Here is an 18532-nt window from a genome sequence, read left to right as displayed (position 1 = left end):
AGCGGCAAGGAGCCCTCGTGCCCACAGTTGAAATGGAACGTCGCCAGGTGGTGGTGATCGGTGCCGGCCCGTCCGGTGCCATCGCCGCCGCGCTGTTAAAGCGCAACGGGCATGATGTATTGATTATCGAGCGCCAGCATTTTCCACGCTTCTCGATTGGCGAAAGCCTGCTGTCGCACTGCATCGATTTTATCGAAGAAGCCGGCATGCTCGAGGCCGTGCAGGCGGCGGGTTTCCAGGTAAAAACCGGCGCTGCGTTTGCCTGGGGCGAGCGCTACAGCGCGTTTGATTTTGGCGACACGTTCAGCCACGGCAAACCCACCACCTTCCAGGTGCAGCGCGGTGAATTCGACAAATTGCTGGCCGACCAGGCCACCTTGCAAGGCGTCGACATTCGCTACGGCGAAAGCGTCGTCGGTGTGGATTTTTCCGGTGACAGCCGCTACCTGCACGTGCGCCGCGAGAATGGCAGCGAATACCACCTCAAGGCCAAATTTGTGCTCGACGCCAGCGGCTATGGCCGTGTGTTGCCGCGCCTGCTGGACCTTGAGGCGCCATCGAATTTCCCGGTGCGCCAGGCGGTGTTCACTCACGTCGAAGACCGCATCGAACACCCCGGTTTCGACCGCACCAAAATCCTCGTAACCACCCACCCGACCCAGCGTGACATCTGGTTCTGGACCATCCCATTCAGCAACGGCCGCTGCTCGGTGGGCGTGGTCGCAGCGAAGGCGCATTTCGACGGCCGCGACAGCGACCTCGACGCGTGCCTGCGCGGCTTTATCGCTGAAACGCCAAGCCTGGCCGGCGTGCTGCAAAACGCCGTGTGGGACACGCCTGCGCGCACCATCGGCGGCTACTCGGCCAACGTCAAAACCCTGCACGGTCCGGGCTTTGCGCTGCTGGGCAACGCGGCAGAATTCCTCGACCCGGTATTTTCGTCCGGCGTGACCATCGCCATGCGCTCGGCGAGCATGGCGGCAGGCTTGCTGCATCGCCAACTCAAAGGCGAAACAGTGGACTGGCAAACCGAGTTTGCCGAGCCGTTGAAACGCGGCGTCGACACCTTCCGCTGCTACGTCGAAGGCTGGTACGCCGGCACCTTCCAGGATGTGATTTTCCATCCGGGCAGCTCGCCGGACATTCGCCGGATGATCAGCTCGATCCTCGCCGGCTACGCATGGGATGAGCGCAACCCGTTTGTCAGCGAGCCCAAGCGGCGGTTGCGGATGTTGTCGGAGATTTGCGCGAGTGAGCCGGTATGAGCAGTCCAGCGCTGGAAAAAAACTACCTGAGTAAAAACTACGTCGAAGAAACCCGGTTCGGTTTCTGGTTCCTGCGCAGCCACACTTGGCAGCACCACGTGTTGCGCGTGGCGATCAACGACTTGCGCAGCTTGTTCACCGAGCCATTGCCGGCAGCGCCGGTGCTGCTGGACGCCGGTTGCGGCCAGGGCAAGTCGTTCCAGTATTTGCAGCAGGTGTTCGCGCCGCAGCGCCTGATCGGCGTGGATGCCGACCCGCATAGCCTGGCGCTGAGCAAGGCCGAAGCCGAGCGCCAGGGCCTGGCCGTCGAGCTGATCGGCAGTGACTGCGCCACCCTTGAGGTGCCCGACGCCAGCGTCGATATCCTGTTCTGCCACCAGACCTTCCACCATCTGGTGGAACAGCATCGCGCCTTGAAGGAGTTCTACCGCGTGCTCAAGCCGGGCGGCTACCTGCTGTTTGCCGAGTCCACCGAAGCCTATATCGATACCTGGGTGATTCGCTGGCTGTTCCGCCACCCGATGCACGTGCAGAGAAGCGCCGACGAATACCTGGAGATGCTGCGCGAGCAGGGGTTTGAATTCGCCCCGCAGAACGTCTCGTACCCGTATCTGTGGTGGAGCCGTTCCAGTGATTTTGGCCTGCTCGAGCGCTGGGGCCTGCGCAACCCGCCACCGGTGGGCCAGCGCGAAGAGACGCTGGTCAACTGCGTGGCGCGCAAACCTGCAGCGAGCGTCGCACCATGATCCGTCTGCTGTTGATCGGTTGCCTGTTGCTGCTGAGCGCCTGCGCCAGCCAACCGCCGCTGCCCGCAAAAACCCCGGCGCTGGCCTTGCCGATGCAATTGCATGTGCAGCGCCTTTCGGGTGGCCAGAGCCAGGACTGGCTGTTGGTGATCCAGCGCGAAGGCGCGGCCCTTCGCTGGTCGATGATGGACCCGCTGGGCATTCCCCAGGCCCGGCAAAAACTGCTCGATGGCCAGTGGCAGGCCGATGGTCTGCTGCCGCCCAACCCGGCGGCGCGCGAGCTGTTTGCTGCCTTGCTGTTTGCCCTGACTTCATCGGATGACGTGCGCGCGCTTTACCCGAGCGCCCAGGCCATGGACCTCACACGCACGCTGCCGGGCCATTGGCAAATCGTCTATCAGTCTTCAGAGGTGTTCAGCGTGAACATGACGGGCCAACCGCTGAGCTATCGCATCACACCGCTGGGGGTCGCTCGATGACGGCTTATCTGAATGCGCTGGGCGTGATTTGCGCCCTGGGACGCGGCCAGGCCGAGGTCAGCCGCAGCCTGTTTGCCGGCGACTGCTCGGGCATGCGCGCCGAAAGCGGCTGGGTGCCGGAACGCGTGTTGCCGGTCGGCGGCGTGCGCAGCGAGCTGGTGACTATTCCGCTCGAACTGAACCAGCAAAGCAGCCGCAACAACCAGTTGTTGCTGGAAGCGGCGTTGCAGATCGAGGGCGAGATCCGCCAGGCCATTCACACCTATGGCGCCTCGCGAGTCGGTGTGGTGCTGGGCACCAGCACCTCGGGCATCGACGAGGCCAGCCGCGGCATCGCCAATTACCTGCGCGACAAGCAGTTCCCCGGCGACTACGACTACCAGCAACAGGAACTCAGCGCCCCCGCCAACTTCCTCGCCGACTGGCTGCAACTGAGCGGCCCGGCCTATGTGATTTCTACCGCCTGCACCTCCAGCGCCCGCGCGTTGATGAGCGCCCAACGCCTGCTGGATCTGGGCGTGTGCGACGCGGTGATCTGCGGCGGTGTCGACAGCCTGTGCAAGCTGACACTCAACGGTTTTACCGCGCTGGAGGCGGTCTCCAGCGAGCGCTGCAATCCGTTTTCAGTGAACCGCAATGGCATCAATATCGGCGAAGCGGCCGTGCTGTTTCTGATGACCCAACAACCGGCACCGATTGCCCTGCTGGGCAGTGGCGCCAGTTGCGACGCGCACCATATCTCCGCGCCCGAGCCTACCGGCAAAGGCGCATTGCAGGCGATGCGCAAGGCTCTGGCCAGCGCGAAGCTGGTACCCGAGCAGATCGGTTACTTGAACCTGCACGGCACCGCCACCCAGCACAACGACGCCATGGAAAGCCTGGCCGTGGCCAGCCTGTTTCCCCACGGCGTGGCCTGTTCGTCGACCAAACCCATGAGCGGCCACACCCTCGGTGCAGCCGGCGCGCTGGAAGCGGCGTTCTGCTGGCTGAGCCTGACCCACGGCAGCGTGCCGCCGCATGTGTGGGACGGCCAGGCCGACCCGGCGCTGCCCGCCCTTCAATGGACGCAGACCGGCGACACCTTGGAAAAACGCTGCCTGATGAGCAACTCGTTTGCCTTCGGCGGTAACAACGTCAGCCTGATAATCGCAGAGGCCCCATGATTGATTGGCCACTCGCCCAATTGCTGCCCCACGCGGGCGACATGATCCTGATCGACCAGGTGCTGTCGTTCGATGAAGAGCAGATTCACACGCGCCTTACCGTCAAGCCCGGCGGCCTGTTCAACCGCCCGGACGGCAGCCTGCCGGCCTGGGTTGGCATCGAGCTGATGGCGCAGAGCGTCGCCGCGTATGCCGGGTGCCGCGCGCGCCAGAACGGCGAAGCAGTGGAGCTGGGCTTCCTGCTCGGCACGCGTAAGTTCGAGTGCAACGTGGAACACTTTCCGGCAGGCGCCGAACTGCGTATCCACGGCCTGCGCTCGCTGGAAGACGACAACGGCATGGGTGTGTTCGAATGCCACCTCACCGGCGACGGTATCCAGGCCAGCGCGCGCTTGAATGTATTTCGACCGCCCCAGGCGGCCACCTATTTAGATGAATCGAAGGACGAAACGCCATGACTGAATCCGTACTGGTCACCGGCTCCAGCCGTGGCATCGGCCGCGCCATTGCCCTGCGTCTGGCGCAGGCCGGGCATGACATCGTGCTGCATTGCCGCAGCGGCCGCGCGGAAGCGGACGCGGTGCAGGTCGAGATTGAAGCCCTGGGCCGCAAGGCGCGGGTGCTGCAGTTTGACGTGGCCGATCGCGCCAGCTGCAAGCAAATCCTTGAAGCCGACGTGGAGCAGCATGGCGCCTACTACGGCGTGGTGCTCAATGCCGGCCTGACCCGTGACGGCGCGTTCCCGGCCTTGTCCGAAGACGATTGGGACGTGGTGATGCGCACCAATCTCGACGGTTTCTACAACGTGCTGCACCCGGTGATGATGCCGATGATTCGTCGTCGCGCCGCCGGCCGCATTGTGTGCATCACCTCGGTGTCGGGGCTGATCGGCAACCGTGGGCAGGTCAATTACAGCGCGTCGAAGGCCGGTCTGATTGGCGCGGCCAAGGCGCTGGCCATCGAGCTGGGCAAGCGCAAGATCACCGTCAACTGTGTAGCCCCCGGCTTGATCGACACCGCGATGCTGGATGAGAACGTGCCGGTCGAAGAACTGATGAAAATGATCCCGGCGCAGCGCATGGGCACCCCGAAAGAAGTGGCCGGTGCAGTGAATTTCCTGATGTCGGCCGAAGCCGGCTACATCACGCGCCAGGTGTTGGCCGTGAACGGAGGCCTGTGCTGATGAAACGCGTCGTCGTCACCGGCATGGCCGGCATGACCTCCCTGGGCAGCGATTGGGACACCATCGCCGCCAACTTTCGCGCCAACCGCAGCGGCATTCGGCGCATGGACGAGTGGGACCGTTTCACCGAACTGAACACGCGCCTGGCCGGGCCGATTGACGATTTCGTGGTGCCGGCCCACTGGACGCGCAAGCAACTGCGCAGCATGGGCCGCGTGTCGCGCCTGGCAGTGTGGGCGGCGGAGCAGGCGTTGCAGGATGCCGGCTTGCTCGGCGACGAGTCGATCAAGGACGGGCGCATGGGCGTGGCCTGTGGCTCGTCCACCGGCAGCACCGACGAGATCAAGGCATTCGGCAACATGCTGCTGAACTCGGTGGCCGAGGGGCTGAATGCCAACTCCTATGTGCGCATGATGCCGCACACCACGGCAGCGAATATCAGCATCTTTTTTGGCCTTACCGGGCGGCTGATCCCGACGTCCAGCGCCTGCACCAGCGGCAGCCAGGGCATCGGCTATGCGTATGAAGCGATCAAGTTCGGACGCCTGCCGTTGATGCTCGCCGGCGGCGCCGAAGAGCTGTGCCCCACCGAAGCCATGGTGTTTGATGCGCTCTACGCCACCAGCCTGAAAAACGACGCGCCGCAGACCAGCCCACGTCCGTACGACAGCGGCCGTGATGGCCTGGTGATCGGTGAAGGCGGCGGCATGCTGGTGCTCGAAGAACTGGAACACGCGTTGGCGCGCGGTGCGCACATCCACGCCGAACTCGTGGGTTTCGGCAGCAACGCCGACGGCCAGCACACCACCCGCCCGGAGCAGAAAACCATGCGCCGCGCGATGGAGCTGGCCCTGGAAGACGCCGGGCTGGAGCCGTCGGCCATTGGCTACGTCAACGGCCATGGCACCGCCACCGATCAAGGTGATATTGCCGAAACCCTGGCCACCAGCAGCCTGTTCGGCCGCCACATGCCGATCAGTTCGCAGAAGAGCTTCCTTGGTCACACCCTGGGTGCATGCGGCGCGCTGGAGTCGTGGTTCAGCATCGAAATGATGAACCGCGACCAGTACGTACACACCTTCAACCTGGATGTGGTCGACCCGCAATGTGGCGAGCTGGATTACCTGCAGGGCGGCTTTCGCGAGATGCACCACGACTACGTGATGAACAACAACTTTGCGTTTGGCGGCGTCAACACCTCGCTGATTTTCCGTCGCTGGGCCTGATTTTTTTTAATTGATTGGAGAAAATGGAATGTCTTCCTTGCTACGCGCCACCCTGATCACCCTGGCCTTGCTGACCGCCGCCGGTTGCACCAGCAAACCCGTGCTCAACACCCAGCACGAGCTGCCGGCCGGCACTCAGGTGAGCGAAGAAACCATGAAGCAGGTCATCGTCACGGCCCTGCAAAAACGTGAGTGGACCGTGCAGCGTTTCAGCCCACAACTCGTACAGGCCCAGATCACCGTGCGCAACCAGTTCTACGCGGCCATCGACATCCGTTACAGCCGCAACAGCTACGCCATCACCTACCGCGACAGCCGCGACCTGGGCTACAAGGACGGCAAGATCCATCGCAACTACAACCGCTGGGTGAGCATGCTCGATCGCGACATCATGGCGGCGCTGCGCAGCAATGGCGTGGGTAACGCGCCGGGACCTGCGGCGCAGTCGTTTGAGCAGACAGGGGCGTCGAAGCAGAACTGAGGATCGCGGTCCGTCAGAAACGACAAAGGGCGCCTTTCGGCGCCCTCTTCACAAACAGGTTGGCTTGTCATCGCCGCTTCCTGCCTGGCTCTGCGATGGCTGGTTACCCAGGATCCTCAGAGTCTCACAAGCCCCTTTCGGGAACTCGGCCAGTATGCCTGAAAACAACTCGCCTGCAATCGGTGGCAAAGCGCCGCTTATTCCTTACCCACTTCATCGCAACCCCAGCGCACTGCGCACCGCTGCTTTTATCGCTGAAAACTGATCATTGGTGAGCTCCGCGATTTTGTAAGTTCGTTTTCCATGACGGTCTTTGCTTTTGATGCGATCCAGTCGCCCCAGGCTTACGGTCGCCACAATGTCGCACTTCGCCCAGCAGATGGGGTTCGCGCCCTGAAGATGACTGTGTAGCTGCAAATGATGCTCCAGCAGCGTCTGCGGGGCGGTGGTGCTCAAAGGCACAACCGTCACTAAGCCAGTTCCGTTACCTGATATGTGACTTCGCCTACACCACGGCCTTGCGCGTCAACAACTCCACAAACGCCTTCGCCCTCGGCGACTGCGCACCCTTGCGCTGCACCAGCCACACCGCCGTGACCGCTTCCTGATCGAGCAACGTGCGATACACCACGCCATCAATGCGTATGCGCTGGTAAGACGCCGGCAGCACCGACACGCCCAAGCCCGCCGCCACCAACCCGATAATCGTCATCGCTTCCCCGGCTTCCTGAGCGAAGTGCGGGCTGAAGCCGGCGTCACGGGCCAGGTTGAGCAGCTGCGCGTAGAGGCCGCTGCCATAGCTGCGCGGGAAGAATACAAACGGCTCCTGCGCCAGTTGCGCCAGGTGCAAACCGCGCTCGCTGCCTTCCGCCAGCGGGTGGCCGGCGTTCAGTACGGCAACCAGCGGTTCGCGCATCAGCTCGATGACACTCAGCGAATCCGGCAACGGCAGCGGGCGCATCAGGCCGACCTGGATCGATTGATCCACCAACGATTCGGCCACTTCGGTGCTGCTCATTTCCTGCAGGCTCAAGTGCACCGCCGGGAAGGCCTGGCGAAACGCAAAGATCGCCTGCGGAATGCTCGAATTGAAGGGTGCGGAAGACGTGAAACCAATCTTCAGTTCCCCCAGCTCTCCCAACTGGGCACGCCGAGCGACATCCGCGGCCTTGTCGACCTGCGCCAGCACCAGTCGCGCCTCTTGCAGGAACAAGCGCCCGGCCTCACTGAGCTCGACCCGACGATTGGTGCGTTCAAACAAGCGCGCGCCCACCTCTTGCTCCAGGGCCTGGATCTGCTGGCTCAGCGGCGGTTGCGAGATGCCCAGCACCTGCGCGGCGCGGCCGAAATGCAGTTCTTCGGCGACGGCGATGAAGTACCGCAGGTGACGCAATTCCATGCAAACCTCTTTAGGTCGTAAAAGCTATCAAACAGGTCGAACAATATATTGGAAAGAATCATTAGCCAGCTATATTCTTTTTTGCATTGCCAGTCCTGGCAGGCTTTCCCTCGCCGAGGTCCTCGTGAAATCTGCTGTCGCTCCATTCGCTCAAGAAGTCCCGCCTACCGCCCTGGATGAGGTGGTGGCGCAGCTCAACGAGCAATTCATCGAAAAAGGCACGCCAATGTTCATGCGCACCGTGCTGGCGCTGTTCTCCGGTGGGTTTGCCACCTTTGCCCTGCTGTATTGCGTACAGCCGATGATGCCCGCGCTGTCCCACGAGTTTTCCATCAACGCGGCGCAGAGCAGCCTGATCCTGTCAGTCGCCACCGCCATGCTCGCATTTGGCCTGCTGATCACCGGGCCGATTTCCGACACCCTCGGGCGTAAACCGGTAATGGTCGCCGCGCTGTTTTGCGCCGCCCTGGCCACCATCGCCAGCGGCCTGATGCCGTCCTGGGAAGGCATCCTGCTGATGCGTGCGCTGGTGGGCCTGTCCCTGAGCGGCCTGGCAGCCGTCGCGATGACTTACCTGAGCGAAGAGATCCACCCGCAACACATCGGCCTGGCCATGGGCTTGTACATCGGCGGCAACGCGATTGGCGGCATGAGCGGGCGCCTGATCATGGGCGTGCTGATCGACTTCGTCAGTTGGCATACCGCCACGCTGATCATCGGCGCCCTGGCGTTGATCGCTGCCACGGTGTTCTGGAAGATCCTCCCCGAGTCGCGCAACTTCCGCGCCAGCAGCCTCAAACCGCGCAGCCTGGTAGACGGCTTTGTGATGCATTTCAAGGATGCCGGCCTGCCCTGGCTTTTTCTCGAAGCCTTCCTGCTGATGGGCGCGTTCGTGACGATGTTCAACTACATCGGCTATCGCCTGCTGGCGTCGCCTTACGCGTTGAGCCAGGCCGTGGTCGGTCTGCTGTCGCTGGTGTACCTCTCGGGCATCTACAGCTCGGCGAAAATCGGCTCGCTGGCCGACCGCCTCGGCCGGCGGCGCGTGCTGTGGGGCACGATCGTGTTGATGCTTTCGGGCATGTTACTGACCCTGTTCACCCCGCTGTGGCTGGTGGTGCCGGGCATGCTGATCTTTACGTTCGGCTTCTTCGGCGCGCACTCGGTGGCCAGCAGTTGGATCGGTCGGCGCGCGGTCAAGGCCAAGGGGCAGGCGTCGTCGCTGTACCTGTTCTGCTACTACGTGGGCTCAAGCATTGCGGGGACGGCAGGCGGGTTCTTCTGGCACTTTGCCGGGTGGAACGGGATTGGCGGGTTTATCGTGGCGCTGTTGATTGGAGCGTTGCTGGTGGCGCTGAAGCTGGCGAAGCTGCCGCCACTGGGCCATGTGAAAGCCTGAAGATTTCTGGCTTTTAATGTGGGAGGGGGCAAGCCCCCTCCCACATTGGTTTTGCGTTTATTCGTGATACTGGGCGGACAACTCGTGCACCGCGCGCAAGAACGCGCCGGCGTGCTCCGGATTCACTTCCGGGGTGATGCCATGGCCGAGGTTGAACACATGCCCGGTGCCCTTGCCGTAGCTGGCCAGGATGCGGCCGACTTCGGTGCGGATCGCTTCCGGCTTGGCGTAGAGCACGGTCGGGTCCATGTTGCCTTGCAGCGCGACCTGGTTGCCAACGCGACGACGGGCTTCACCGATGTCGCAGGTCCAGTCCAGGCCCAGCGCATCGGCGCCCGCGTCGGCGATGCTTTCCAGCCACAGGCCGCCGCCTTTGGTGAACAGGATGACCGGCACTTTGCGGCCTTCGTGTTCACGGATCAAGCCGCTGACGATCTTGCGCATGTAGGCCAGGGAGAATTCCTGATACGCCGCCGCCGACAGGTTGCCACCCCAGGTATCGAAAATCTGTACCGCTTGCGCGCCGGCCATGATCTGGCCGTTGAGGTAGGCGGTAACCGACTGCGCCAGTTTATCCAGCAACAGGTGCATGGCCTGTGGGTTGTCGTAGAGCATGGCTTTGGTCTTGCGGAAGTCTTTCGACGAGCCGCCTTCGACCATGTAGGTGGCCAGGGTCCACGGGCTGCCAGAGAAGCCGATCAGCGGCACACGGCCATTGAGCTCGCGGCGGATGGTGCTGACCGCGTCCATCACGTAGCCCAGGTCTTTGTGCGGATCGGGGATCGGCAGGGCTTCGATGTCGGCCAGGGTGCTGACGACTTTCTTGAAACGCGGGCCTTCGCCGGTTTCAAAGTACAGGCCTTGGCCCATGGCGTCAGGGATGGTCAGGATGTCGGAGAACAGAATGGCCGCGTCCAGTTGTGGGTAGCGGTCCAGCGGCTGCATCGTGACTTCGCAGGCGAACTCCGGGTTCATGCACAGGCTCATGAAGTCGCCGGCGTGGGCGCGACTGGCGCGGTATTCCGGCAGGTAGCGACCGGCTTGACGCATCATCCACACGGGCGTGACGTCTACGGGTTGCTTGAGCAGGGCACGAAGGAAACGGTCGTTCTTGAGGGCAGTCATGTCGGCATCCGCAAAAAAAGTGCGGGCATTTTCTCAGAGCGCGACGCAAAAGGCACGGAGTGAGCCGTGCCTTTTGTCTATCGGGTCAATTTGTCGCGGACATGGAAGCGCTGCAAAACCAATGTGGGAGGGGGCTTGCCCCCGATTGCAGTGTGTCAGTTTCAGTCTTTGTCACTGAACCACCGCTATCGGGGGCAAGCCCCCTCCCACATTTTGATCCCATTTCAACCTGGGATCAGGGGTCAGACTTGCAGGTAATCCAGGATCCCTTCCGCGGCATTGCGGCCTTCGAAGATCGCGGTTACCACCAGGTCAGAACCGCGCACCATATCGCCACCGGCGAAGATTTTCGGGTTGCTGGTCTGGTGCTTGTACTGGCCTTGTTCCGGGGCTACAACGCGGCCCTGGCTGTCGGTCTGGATTTCGAACTGCTCGAACCACGGCGCCGGGCTTGGGCGGAAACCGAAGGCGATGACCACGGCGTCGGCCGGGATGATCTCTTCGGAACCCGGGATTGGCTCAGGGCTGCGACGGCCACGGGCGTCCGGCTCGCCGAGACGGGTCTCGACCACTTTCACGCCTTCAACACGGTCCTCGCCGACAATAGCGATCGGCTGGCGGTTGTAGAGGAATTTCACGCCCTCTTCCTTGGCGTTCTTCACCTCTTTGCGCGAGCCGGGCATGTTGGCTTCGTCACGGCGGTACGCACAGGTCACCGACTTGGCGCCCTGGCGGATCGAGGTACGGTTGCAGTCCATCGCGGTGTCGCCACCGCCCAGTACCACAACCTTCTTGCCTTTCATGTCGACGAAATCTTCCGGCGACTTTTCAAAGCCCAGGTTGCGGTTGACGTTGGCGATCAGGAAGTCGAGCGCGTCATACACGCCCGGCAGGTCCTCACCGGCAAAGCCGCCTTTCATGTAGGTGTAGGTGCCCATGCCCATGAACACCGCATCGTATTCGGCGAGCAGTTGCTCCATGGTGATGTCTTTGCCGATTTCGGTATTGAGGCGGAACTCGATACCCATGCCGGTGAACACTTCACGACGGTTGCTCAGTACGGTTTTTTCCAGCTTGAACTCGGGGATGCCGAAGGTCAGCAGGCCACCGATTTCCGGGTTCTTGTCGAACACCACCGGTGTTACGCCGCCACGCACCAGCACGTCGGCGCAGCCCAGGCCCGCCGGGCCTGCGCCGATGATCGCAACACGTTTGCCGGTCGGCTTGACCTTGGACATGTCCGGGCGCCAGCCCATGGCGAACGCGGTGTCGGTGATGTACTTCTCCACCGAACCGATGGTCACCGCGCCGAAGCCGTCGTTGAGGGTGCAGGCACCCTCGCACAGACGATCCTGCGGGCACACCCGGCCGCACACCTCCGGCAGGGTGTTGGTCTGGTGCGACAGCTCGGCGGCGGCGAGGATGTTGCCTTCGGCCACAAGCTTCAGCCAATTGGGAATGAAGTTGTGCACCGGGCACTTCCATTCGCAATACGGGTTACCGCAACCCAGGCAGCGGTGGGCCTGGTCGGCCGAGTGCTGGGGTTTGAAGGGTTCGTAGATTTCCACGAACTCTTTCTTGCGTTGACGCAACAGTTTCTTCTTCGGATCTTTGCGCCCGACATCGATGAACTGGAAGTCGTTATTCAGACGTTCAGCCATGTTAAAACCTCATCAAACTCTTCAGGCGCATATCACTGCGGGTTGGCACGGATGCTGGAAAGCAACGATTTCAGGTTGGCAGCCTTGGGCTTGACCAGCCAGAAACGACGCAGGTAGTCATCGAGGTTTTCAGCGAGGTTACGACCCCATTCGCTGTTGGTTTCCTCGACATATTCGTCCAGCACATGCTGCAAGTGGTTGCGATAGGATTCCATCGCTTCGCCGCTGATCCGCTGGATCTCGACCAACTCGTGGTTGACCTTGTCGACGAAGGTGTTGTCCTGGTCGAGCACGTAGGCGAAACCGCCAGTCATGCCCGAGCCGAAGTTGTAACCGGTCTTGCCCAGCACCGCGACAAAACCACCGGTCATGTACTCGCAGCAGTGATCGCCCGTGCCTTCCACCACGGTGTGGGCACCGGAGTTACGCACCGCGAAACGCTCACCGGCCGTACCGGCTGCAAACAGCTTGCCGCCGGTTGCGCCGTACAGGCAGGTGTTGCCGATGATGGCACTGTCTTGAGTCTTGTAGACGCTGCCGACTGGCGGAACGATCACCAGCTTGCCGCCGGTCATGCCCTTGCCCACGTAGTCGTTGGCGTCACCTTCCAGGTACATGTGCAGGCCGCCGGCGTTCCACACGCCGAAGCTCTGGCCCGCAGTGCCCTTGAAACGGAAGGTGATCGGCGCCTTGGCCATGCCCTGGTTGCCGTGCTTGCGCGCGATTTCGCCGGAGATGCGTGCGCCGATGGAACGGTCGCAGTTGCAGATGTCCAGGGCGAATTCGCCACCGCTGGCGTCGTTAATCGAGGCGCTGGCCATGTCGACCATCTTCTCGGCCAGCAGGCCTTTGTCGAACGGCGGGTTGCGGTCCACCTGGCAGAATTGCGGCTTGTCTGCCGGGATGTGATCGCTGCCCAGCAGCGGCGTCAGGTCCAGGTGTTGTTGCTTGGCGGTCTGGCCTTCGAGGATGTCGAGCAGGTCGGTACGCCCGATCAGTTCTTCGAGGGAGCGCACGCCCAGCTTGGCCAGCCACTCACGGGTTTCTTCGGCGACGTAGGTGAAGAAATTCACCACCATGTCGACGGTGCCGATGTAGTGATCCTTGCGCAGCTTCTCGTTCTGAGTCGCCACGCCGGTGGCGCAGTTGTTCAGGTGGCAGATGCGCAGGTATTTGCAGCCCAGGGCGATCATTGGCGCGGTACCGAAGCCGAAGCTTTCGGCGCCGAGGATCGCGGCCTTGATCACGTCGAGGCCGGTTTTCAGGCCGCCGTCGGTCTGCACGCGCACTTTGCCGCGCAGGTCGTTGCCGCGCAGGGTCTGGTGAGTTTCCGCCAGGCCCAGTTCCCACGGCGCACCGGCGTACTTGATGGAGGTCAGCGGCGATGCGCCGGTGCCGCCGTCGTAGCCGGAGATGGTGATCAGGTCGGCATAGGCTTTGGCCACGCCAGCGGCAATGGTGCCCACGCCGGCTTCCGCGACCAGTTTCACCGAGACCAACGCCTGCGGGTTGACTTGTTTCAGGTCGAAAATCAGCTGCGACAAGTCTTCAATCGAGTAGATGTCGTGGTGCGGCGGCGGCGAAATCAGGGTCACGCCCGGCACCGCATAACGCAGCTTGGCAATCAGGCCGTTGACCTTGCCGCCGGGCAGTTGCCCGCCTTCACCCGGCTTGGCGCCCTGGGCGACCTTGATCTGCAGCACTTCGGCGTTGACCAGGTATTCCGGGGTGACACCGAAACGGCCGGTCGCGACCTGCTTGATTTTCGAGCTCTTGATGGTGCCGTAGCGCGCCGGGTCTTCACCGCCTTCGCCGGAGTTGGAACGCGCACCCAGGCGGTTCATGGCTTCGGCCAGGGCTTCGTGAGCCTCAGGCGACAAGGCGCCCAGGGAAATACCGGCAGAGTCGAAACGCTTGAGGATCGATTCCAGCGGCTCGATCTCGTTGATGGCCAGCGGCGTGTCCAGGGTTTTCACCTTGAACAAATCGCGGATCATCGACACCGGACGGTTATCCACCAGCGCGGTGTATTCCTTGAACTTGGCGTAGTCGCCCTGCTGCACGGCGGCTTGCAGGGTGCTGACCACGTCCGGGTTGTAGGCGTGGTATTCGCCACCGTGCACGAACTTGAGCAGGCCGCCTTGCTGGATCGGCTTGCGCGCGCTCCAGGCTTCGGCTGCCAGGGCTTTCTGCTCGGCTTCGATGTCGACGAAACGCGCACCCTTGATGCGGCTCGGCACGCCACGGAAGCTCAGCTCGCAGACTTCTTCGGACAGGCCGATGGCTTCGAACAGCTGCGCGCCGCGGTAGGACGTGACGGTGGAGATGCCCATCTTCGACAGGATCTTCAGCAGGCCCTTGGTGATGCCTTTGCGGTAGTTCTTGAACACCTCATAGAGGTCGCCCAGCACTTCACCAGTGCGGATCAGGTCACCGAGCACTTCGTACGCCAGGAACGGGTACACCGCCGAGGCGCCGAAGCCGATCAACACCGCGAAGTGGTGCGGGTCACGGGCGGTGGCGGTTTCAACCAGGATGTTGGAGTCGCAACGCAGGCCTTTTTCGGTCAGACGGTGGTGCACCGCACCGGTCGCCAACGAGGCGTGGATCGGCAGCTTGCCCGGCGCGATGTGGCGGTCGGTCAGCACGATCTGGGTACGGCCGGCGCGCACGGCTTCTTCGGCCTGGTCGGCGACGTTACGCACCGCGGCTTCAAGGCCGAGGCTCTCGTCGTAGTTCAGGTCGATGATCTGGCGGTCGAAGCCTGGGCGTTCCAGGGTCATCAACGAGCGCCACTTGGCCGGAGACACCACCGGCGAGCTGAGGATCACACGCGAGGCGTGCTCAGGCGATTCCTGGAAGATGTTGCGCTCGGCACCGAGGCACACTTCCAGCGACATCACGATGGCTTCACGCAGCGGGTCGATCGGCGGGTTGGTCACCTGGGCGAACTGCTGGCGGAAGTAGTCGTACGGCGTGCGCACGCGCTGGGACAGCACGGCCATCGGCGTGTCATCGCCCATGGAGCCGACGGCCTCGTAGCCTTGCTCGCCGAGCGGACGCAGCACCTGGTCGCGCTCTTCGAACGTGACCTGATACATCTTCATGTATTGCTTGAGCTGGTCGACGTCATAGAAAGCCGAACCGTGGTCGTTGTCTTCCATGGTCGCCTGGATGCGCAGGGCGTTCTTGCGCAGCCATTGCTTGTAGGGGTGACGCGACTTCAAGCGGTTGTCGATGGCATCGGTGTCGAGGATCTGCCCGGTTTCGGTGTCCACGGCCAGGATCTGGCCAGGGCCGACGCGGCCTTTGGCGATCACGTCTTCAGGCTTGTAGTCCCACACGCCGATTTCCGACGCCAGGGTGATGAAACCGTTGGTGGTGGTGACCCAACGCGCCGGGCGCAGACCGTTACGGTCGAGCAGGCACACCGCGTAGCGGCCGTCGGTCATGACCACGCCCGCCGGGCCGTCCCACGGCTCCATGTGCATCGAGTTGTACTCGTAGAATGCACGCAGGTCCGGGTCCATGGTTTCGACGTTCTGCCACGCTGGCGGAATGATCATGCGCACGCCACGGAACAGGTCGATGCCGCCGGTGACCATCAGTTCGAGCATGTTGTCCATGCTCGAGGAGTCCGAACCCACGCGGTTGACCAGCGGGCCGAGCTCTTCGAGGTCCATCAAATCGTTGGCGAACTTGGTGCGACGGGCCACGGCCCAGTTGCGGTTGCCGGTGATGGTGTTGATCTCGCCGTTGTGGGCGAGGAAGCGGAATGGCTGAGCCAGCGGCCATTTCGGCAGGGTGTTGGTGGAGAAGCGCTGGTGGAACACGCAGATCGCGGTTTGCAGGCGCTCATCGCTCAGGTCTGGATAGAAGGCGGTCAAGTCCGCCGGCATCATCAGGCCTTTATAAATGATGGTCTTGTGCGAAAAGCTGCAGATGTAGTGGTCGGTGTCGGCAGCGTTGGCCACCGACGAACGACGACGCGAGGTGAACAGCTTGATCGCCATGTCCTGGTCGCTCAGGCCTTCGCCTGCGATGAACACTTGTTCGATCTGCGGCAGGCGCTCCAGGGCCAGACGGCCGAGCACGCTGGTGTCGATTGGCACTTTGCGCCAGCCGACGAGCTGCAGGCCGGCAGCCAGGATTTCGCGGTTCATGTTTTCGCGAGCGGCTTCGGCTTTAACCGGGTCCTGGTTGAAAAACACCATGCCCACGGCGTACTGCTTGGGCAGGTCGACCGCAAATTGCTCTTTTGCGACAGCGCGCAGGAACTGGTCGGGCTTTTGAATCAGCAAGCCGCAACCGTCACCGGTCTTGCCGTCGGCGTTGATCCCACCGCGGTGGGTCATGCAGGTCAGGGCCTCGATGGCCGTTTGCAAAAGGGTATGACTGGGCTCGCCCTGCATGTGGGCTATCAGGCCGAAACCGCAGTTATCCTTGAATTCATCGGGTTGGTACAGACCTGCTTTCATAGACACTTTCTCACCAGGCTGCCTCTTATAACGAGGCAAATTTCTTTTCAATTCAACCGGTTACCTTCCACGCCGAACGTACGCCGGCTTAGCGGGGGCAAAAGGGAGGTCATTGTACACACCGACACGAACGCTCACAAATTTAACGACGAAATGTCGCAAATCTATGTCGCATTTATGAAAGGTTTAAAACGATATGCTGTGCTAGTCAAAACTTTTTTAATTTTGACCGCGACGACTCAAAAGCAACGGGCGCAGACACCACAAAGCGCGCGGCCTTCAGGGCTGCACGCTTTTGTAGTTTTTTGAGGTGCCGGGAGAGGCGGCCTGGGTAAGGCCGCCGAATCTTCAGCGAGTTGTTGCCAGTTCCTGTTGGACGCTGGCGACAGTGCGAGGCCAAGGTTTACCAGCCTGAACCTTCGCTGGCAAGGCCTTGATAGCGGATTCAGCTGCTGCACGGCTGGAGAAGTTGCCGTAGGTGATCACGTAGAGAGGCTTGCCGTTGAGCACTTTCTTGAAATAACGGTACTCACCGCCCTGCTCTTTCACGAACGCCTGAGCGTTGGCTTCGGAGCTGGTGCCGAGGATCTGCACCACGAAGTTGCCGGTTGGCTGGCTGGTGTACCAGCTGCTGCCGGCGCCGCCTGCTTTGGCGACAGTCGCCGCAGGTTTCTCGGCAGGCTTGGCAGCCGGTGCCGGCGCTGGCTTGGCGGCTGGCGCCGGTGCAACAGGCTTGGTCACCGGCGCTGGCGCTGGCTTGGCGGTGGCGACAGTCGGTGCAGGGGTCGGCTTGGCAACCGGCGCTGCCGGCTGACCGGCTGGCACGCCCGCAGGCGGCGCGGTAGTGGTCACGGTCGGCGGCGTGGCGCTGGAGCCCTCCACCGGCACACCGTCGTCGCCTTCGGAAATGCCACCGGCTTCTTCGGCGAGCGGGCCACGCATTACCGGCTGGCCAACCATCGGCAGGTTGGTCGGTTGGCCGGAGTTGGCGAATTCGACGTTTGGTGTGGGCTTGCCCAGTGGCAACTGCGCCTGTTCGGTTGGCGCGCCGGCGGTGGCGGGCGCCTTGCTACGGCCAGGGATCAACCAGGCGGCGGCGACAGCGACCACGACAACGGCGGAAATAGCCAATACGTGCTTCTTAGGCATAGTAAACCCCATCTTTGGACGCTTAACCGCAGAGCGGCTTGCAATCATGGCTTCGATCAAGGCATCCCGGGCAACCTGGTTGATGGTGCCAGGCCAGCCGTCGGAGCTTTCGTGAATATCAGAGATCTGCGCAGCGGAGAAAAGTTCGATACCGGCCCCGGCGCCCTCAAGGCGCTGAGCCAGGTATTCGCGGGTTTCTTCCTCTTCGTACGGCTGCAATTCGATGACGTGAAACAGCTCCTGATCACCGCTGATCTGCTCCAGATCGGCGATCAACGACGACTCGCCAAACAGGAACACGTGCGGGCGGCCTTCAGGCGTGCCCGCAGCCAGCGCCAACAGCGCTTCCAGGGCGGATTCGTCGAGCTGCTCGGCGTCGTCCACCAGCAGGTAGACTTCCTGGCCGGTCAGGCCCAACTGCACCACTTGCTTGAGGATCGCGTTCGGCTCGGCATTGGACACGTTCAGCGCCTGGGCCACTTGGCGCAATACGCCCGCCGCGTCACCGGCACCGCGGGCCGACACCACCACGCTCTGTACCGATTGCTTGTTGGTGCTGGCGACCAGTGCCTGGCGCAGCAGGGTCTTGCCGCTGCCCAACGGCCCGGTGACCACCAGCAACAGCTGGCTGTAGCGCGCCAGATGGTGCAACTGGCCAAGCACCGGCTTGCGCTGGGCAGGGAAAAATTTGAAGCCAGGTACCCGCGGAGCAAAAGGGTCGTGGCTTAACTGGTAATGGCCGAGGAACGCCTCGTCGGCATGCAAACTAGTCATCGGG

General features: G+C 62.4%; 15 protein-coding genes. 9 read left to right on the top strand and 6 right to left on the bottom strand.

Translation table 11 applies throughout. The features are described 5' to 3' along the window. The first annotated feature begins 17 nt into the window (after nucleotides 1-17). Genes ABWL43_RS02140 through ABWL43_RS02105 form a run of 8 tightly spaced genes read left to right on the top strand, consistent with a single transcriptional unit; the run spans nucleotide 18 to nucleotide 6543 of the window. On the top strand, nucleotides 18-1265 hold the full coding sequence (locus ABWL43_RS02140; RefSeq protein WP_404486505.1) for an NAD(P)/FAD-dependent oxidoreductase: 1248 nt from the start codon (nucleotides 18-20) through the stop codon (nucleotides 1263-1265). A gap of 11 nt (nucleotides 1266-1276) precedes the next feature. After that, entirely contained in the window at nucleotides 1277-2011 is a 735-nt protein-coding gene (locus tag ABWL43_RS02135) for a class I SAM-dependent methyltransferase (RefSeq protein WP_404488356.1), read from the top strand. Further along, the gene (locus ABWL43_RS02130) at nucleotides 2008-2490 is read left to right on the top strand and encodes a hypothetical protein (RefSeq protein WP_242198826.1); all 483 of its coding nucleotides are present in this window, start codon (nucleotides 2008-2010) and stop codon (nucleotides 2488-2490) included. Before ABWL43_RS02135 ends, ABWL43_RS02130 begins: the two co-directional genes overlap by 4 nt. After that, nucleotides 2487-3653: a beta-ketoacyl-[acyl-carrier-protein] synthase family protein gene (locus tag ABWL43_RS02125; RefSeq protein ID WP_404486502.1), complete on the top strand. Its 1167-nt coding sequence runs from the start codon at nucleotides 2487-2489 to the stop codon at nucleotides 3651-3653. Before ABWL43_RS02130 ends, ABWL43_RS02125 begins: the two co-directional genes overlap by 4 nt. After that, a complete protein-coding gene (locus tag ABWL43_RS02120) occupies nucleotides 3650-4111 on the top strand; it encodes a hotdog family protein (protein WP_145160007.1) in 462 nt (153 codons plus the stop codon). Before ABWL43_RS02125 ends, ABWL43_RS02120 begins: the two co-directional genes overlap by 4 nt. Further along, nucleotides 4108-4836 (top strand): 3-oxoacyl-ACP reductase FabG, encoded by a 729-nt coding sequence (gene fabG / locus ABWL43_RS02115; RefSeq protein WP_404486500.1) that lies wholly within the window; start codon nucleotides 4108-4110, stop codon nucleotides 4834-4836. The genes ABWL43_RS02120 and fabG overlap by 4 nt, the downstream gene beginning before the upstream one ends. Then, complete coding sequence (locus ABWL43_RS02110; protein ID WP_106577537.1) at nucleotides 4836-6062, top strand: beta-ketoacyl-ACP synthase; 1227 nt, start codon at nucleotides 4836-4838, stop codon at nucleotides 6060-6062. Before fabG ends, ABWL43_RS02110 begins: the two co-directional genes overlap by 1 nt. 28 nt (nucleotides 6063-6090) lie before the next feature. Continuing rightward, nucleotides 6091-6543 carry a hypothetical protein gene (locus tag ABWL43_RS02105; protein ID WP_145160003.1) on the top strand — a complete coding sequence of 151 codons (453 nt, stop codon included), beginning with the start codon at nucleotides 6091-6093 and terminating at the stop codon, nucleotides 6541-6543. Between the two features lie 213 nt (nucleotides 6544-6756). Here the strand turns inward: ABWL43_RS02105 and ABWL43_RS02100 are convergent, their stop codons facing one another. Continuing rightward, nucleotides 6757-7038, bottom strand: a complete 282-nt coding sequence (locus ABWL43_RS02100; RefSeq protein ID WP_404488355.1) for a type II toxin-antitoxin system PemK/MazF family toxin — start codon at nucleotides 7036-7038, stop codon at nucleotides 6757-6759. A 10-nt stretch (nucleotides 7039-7048) separates the two neighbouring features. Then, nucleotides 7049-7942, bottom strand: coding sequence for a LysR family transcriptional regulator (locus ABWL43_RS02095; RefSeq protein ID WP_106577534.1), 894 nt, complete (start codon nucleotides 7940-7942; stop codon nucleotides 7049-7051). 172 nt (nucleotides 7943-8114) lie between these two features. On the opposite strand from ABWL43_RS02095, the gene ABWL43_RS02090 reads away from it, so the two are divergent. Next, on the top strand, nucleotides 8115-9341 hold the full coding sequence (locus ABWL43_RS02090) for an MFS transporter (protein ID WP_370004712.1): 1227 nt from the start codon (nucleotides 8115-8117) through the stop codon (nucleotides 9339-9341). Between the two features lie 57 nt (nucleotides 9342-9398). Here ABWL43_RS02090 and hemE read toward each other — a convergent pair whose 3' ends face one another. From hemE to ABWL43_RS02070, 4 genes are all read right to left on the bottom strand, one after another. Beyond that, a complete protein-coding gene (hemE, locus tag ABWL43_RS02085) occupies nucleotides 9399-10466 on the bottom strand; it encodes a uroporphyrinogen decarboxylase (RefSeq protein WP_106577532.1) in 1068 nt (355 codons plus the stop codon). Nucleotides 10467-10708: 242 nt separating this feature from the next. After that, nucleotides 10709-12127, bottom strand: coding sequence for an FAD-dependent oxidoreductase (locus ABWL43_RS02080; RefSeq protein WP_003171228.1), 1419 nt, complete (start codon nucleotides 12125-12127; stop codon nucleotides 10709-10711). 32 nt (nucleotides 12128-12159) lie between these two features. After that, a complete protein-coding gene (gene gltB / locus ABWL43_RS02075) occupies nucleotides 12160-16605 on the bottom strand; it encodes a glutamate synthase large subunit (RefSeq protein WP_404486497.1) in 4446 nt (1481 codons plus the stop codon). Nucleotides 16606-16953: 348 nt separating this feature from the next. Then, nucleotides 16954-18528, bottom strand: a complete 1575-nt coding sequence (locus ABWL43_RS02070; RefSeq protein ID WP_404486495.1) for an SPOR domain-containing protein — start codon at nucleotides 18526-18528, stop codon at nucleotides 16954-16956. Nucleotides 18529-18532 lie beyond the last annotated feature (4 nt).

This window comes from Pseudomonas sp. HT11, assembly GCF_044875395.1.
In the GTDB taxonomy this organism is placed as follows: domain Bacteria; phylum Pseudomonadota; class Gammaproteobacteria; order Pseudomonadales; family Pseudomonadaceae; genus Aquipseudomonas.
Note: the sequence above shows the minus strand (reverse complement) of the source record. Positions and strands in the feature narration are given on the sequence as shown.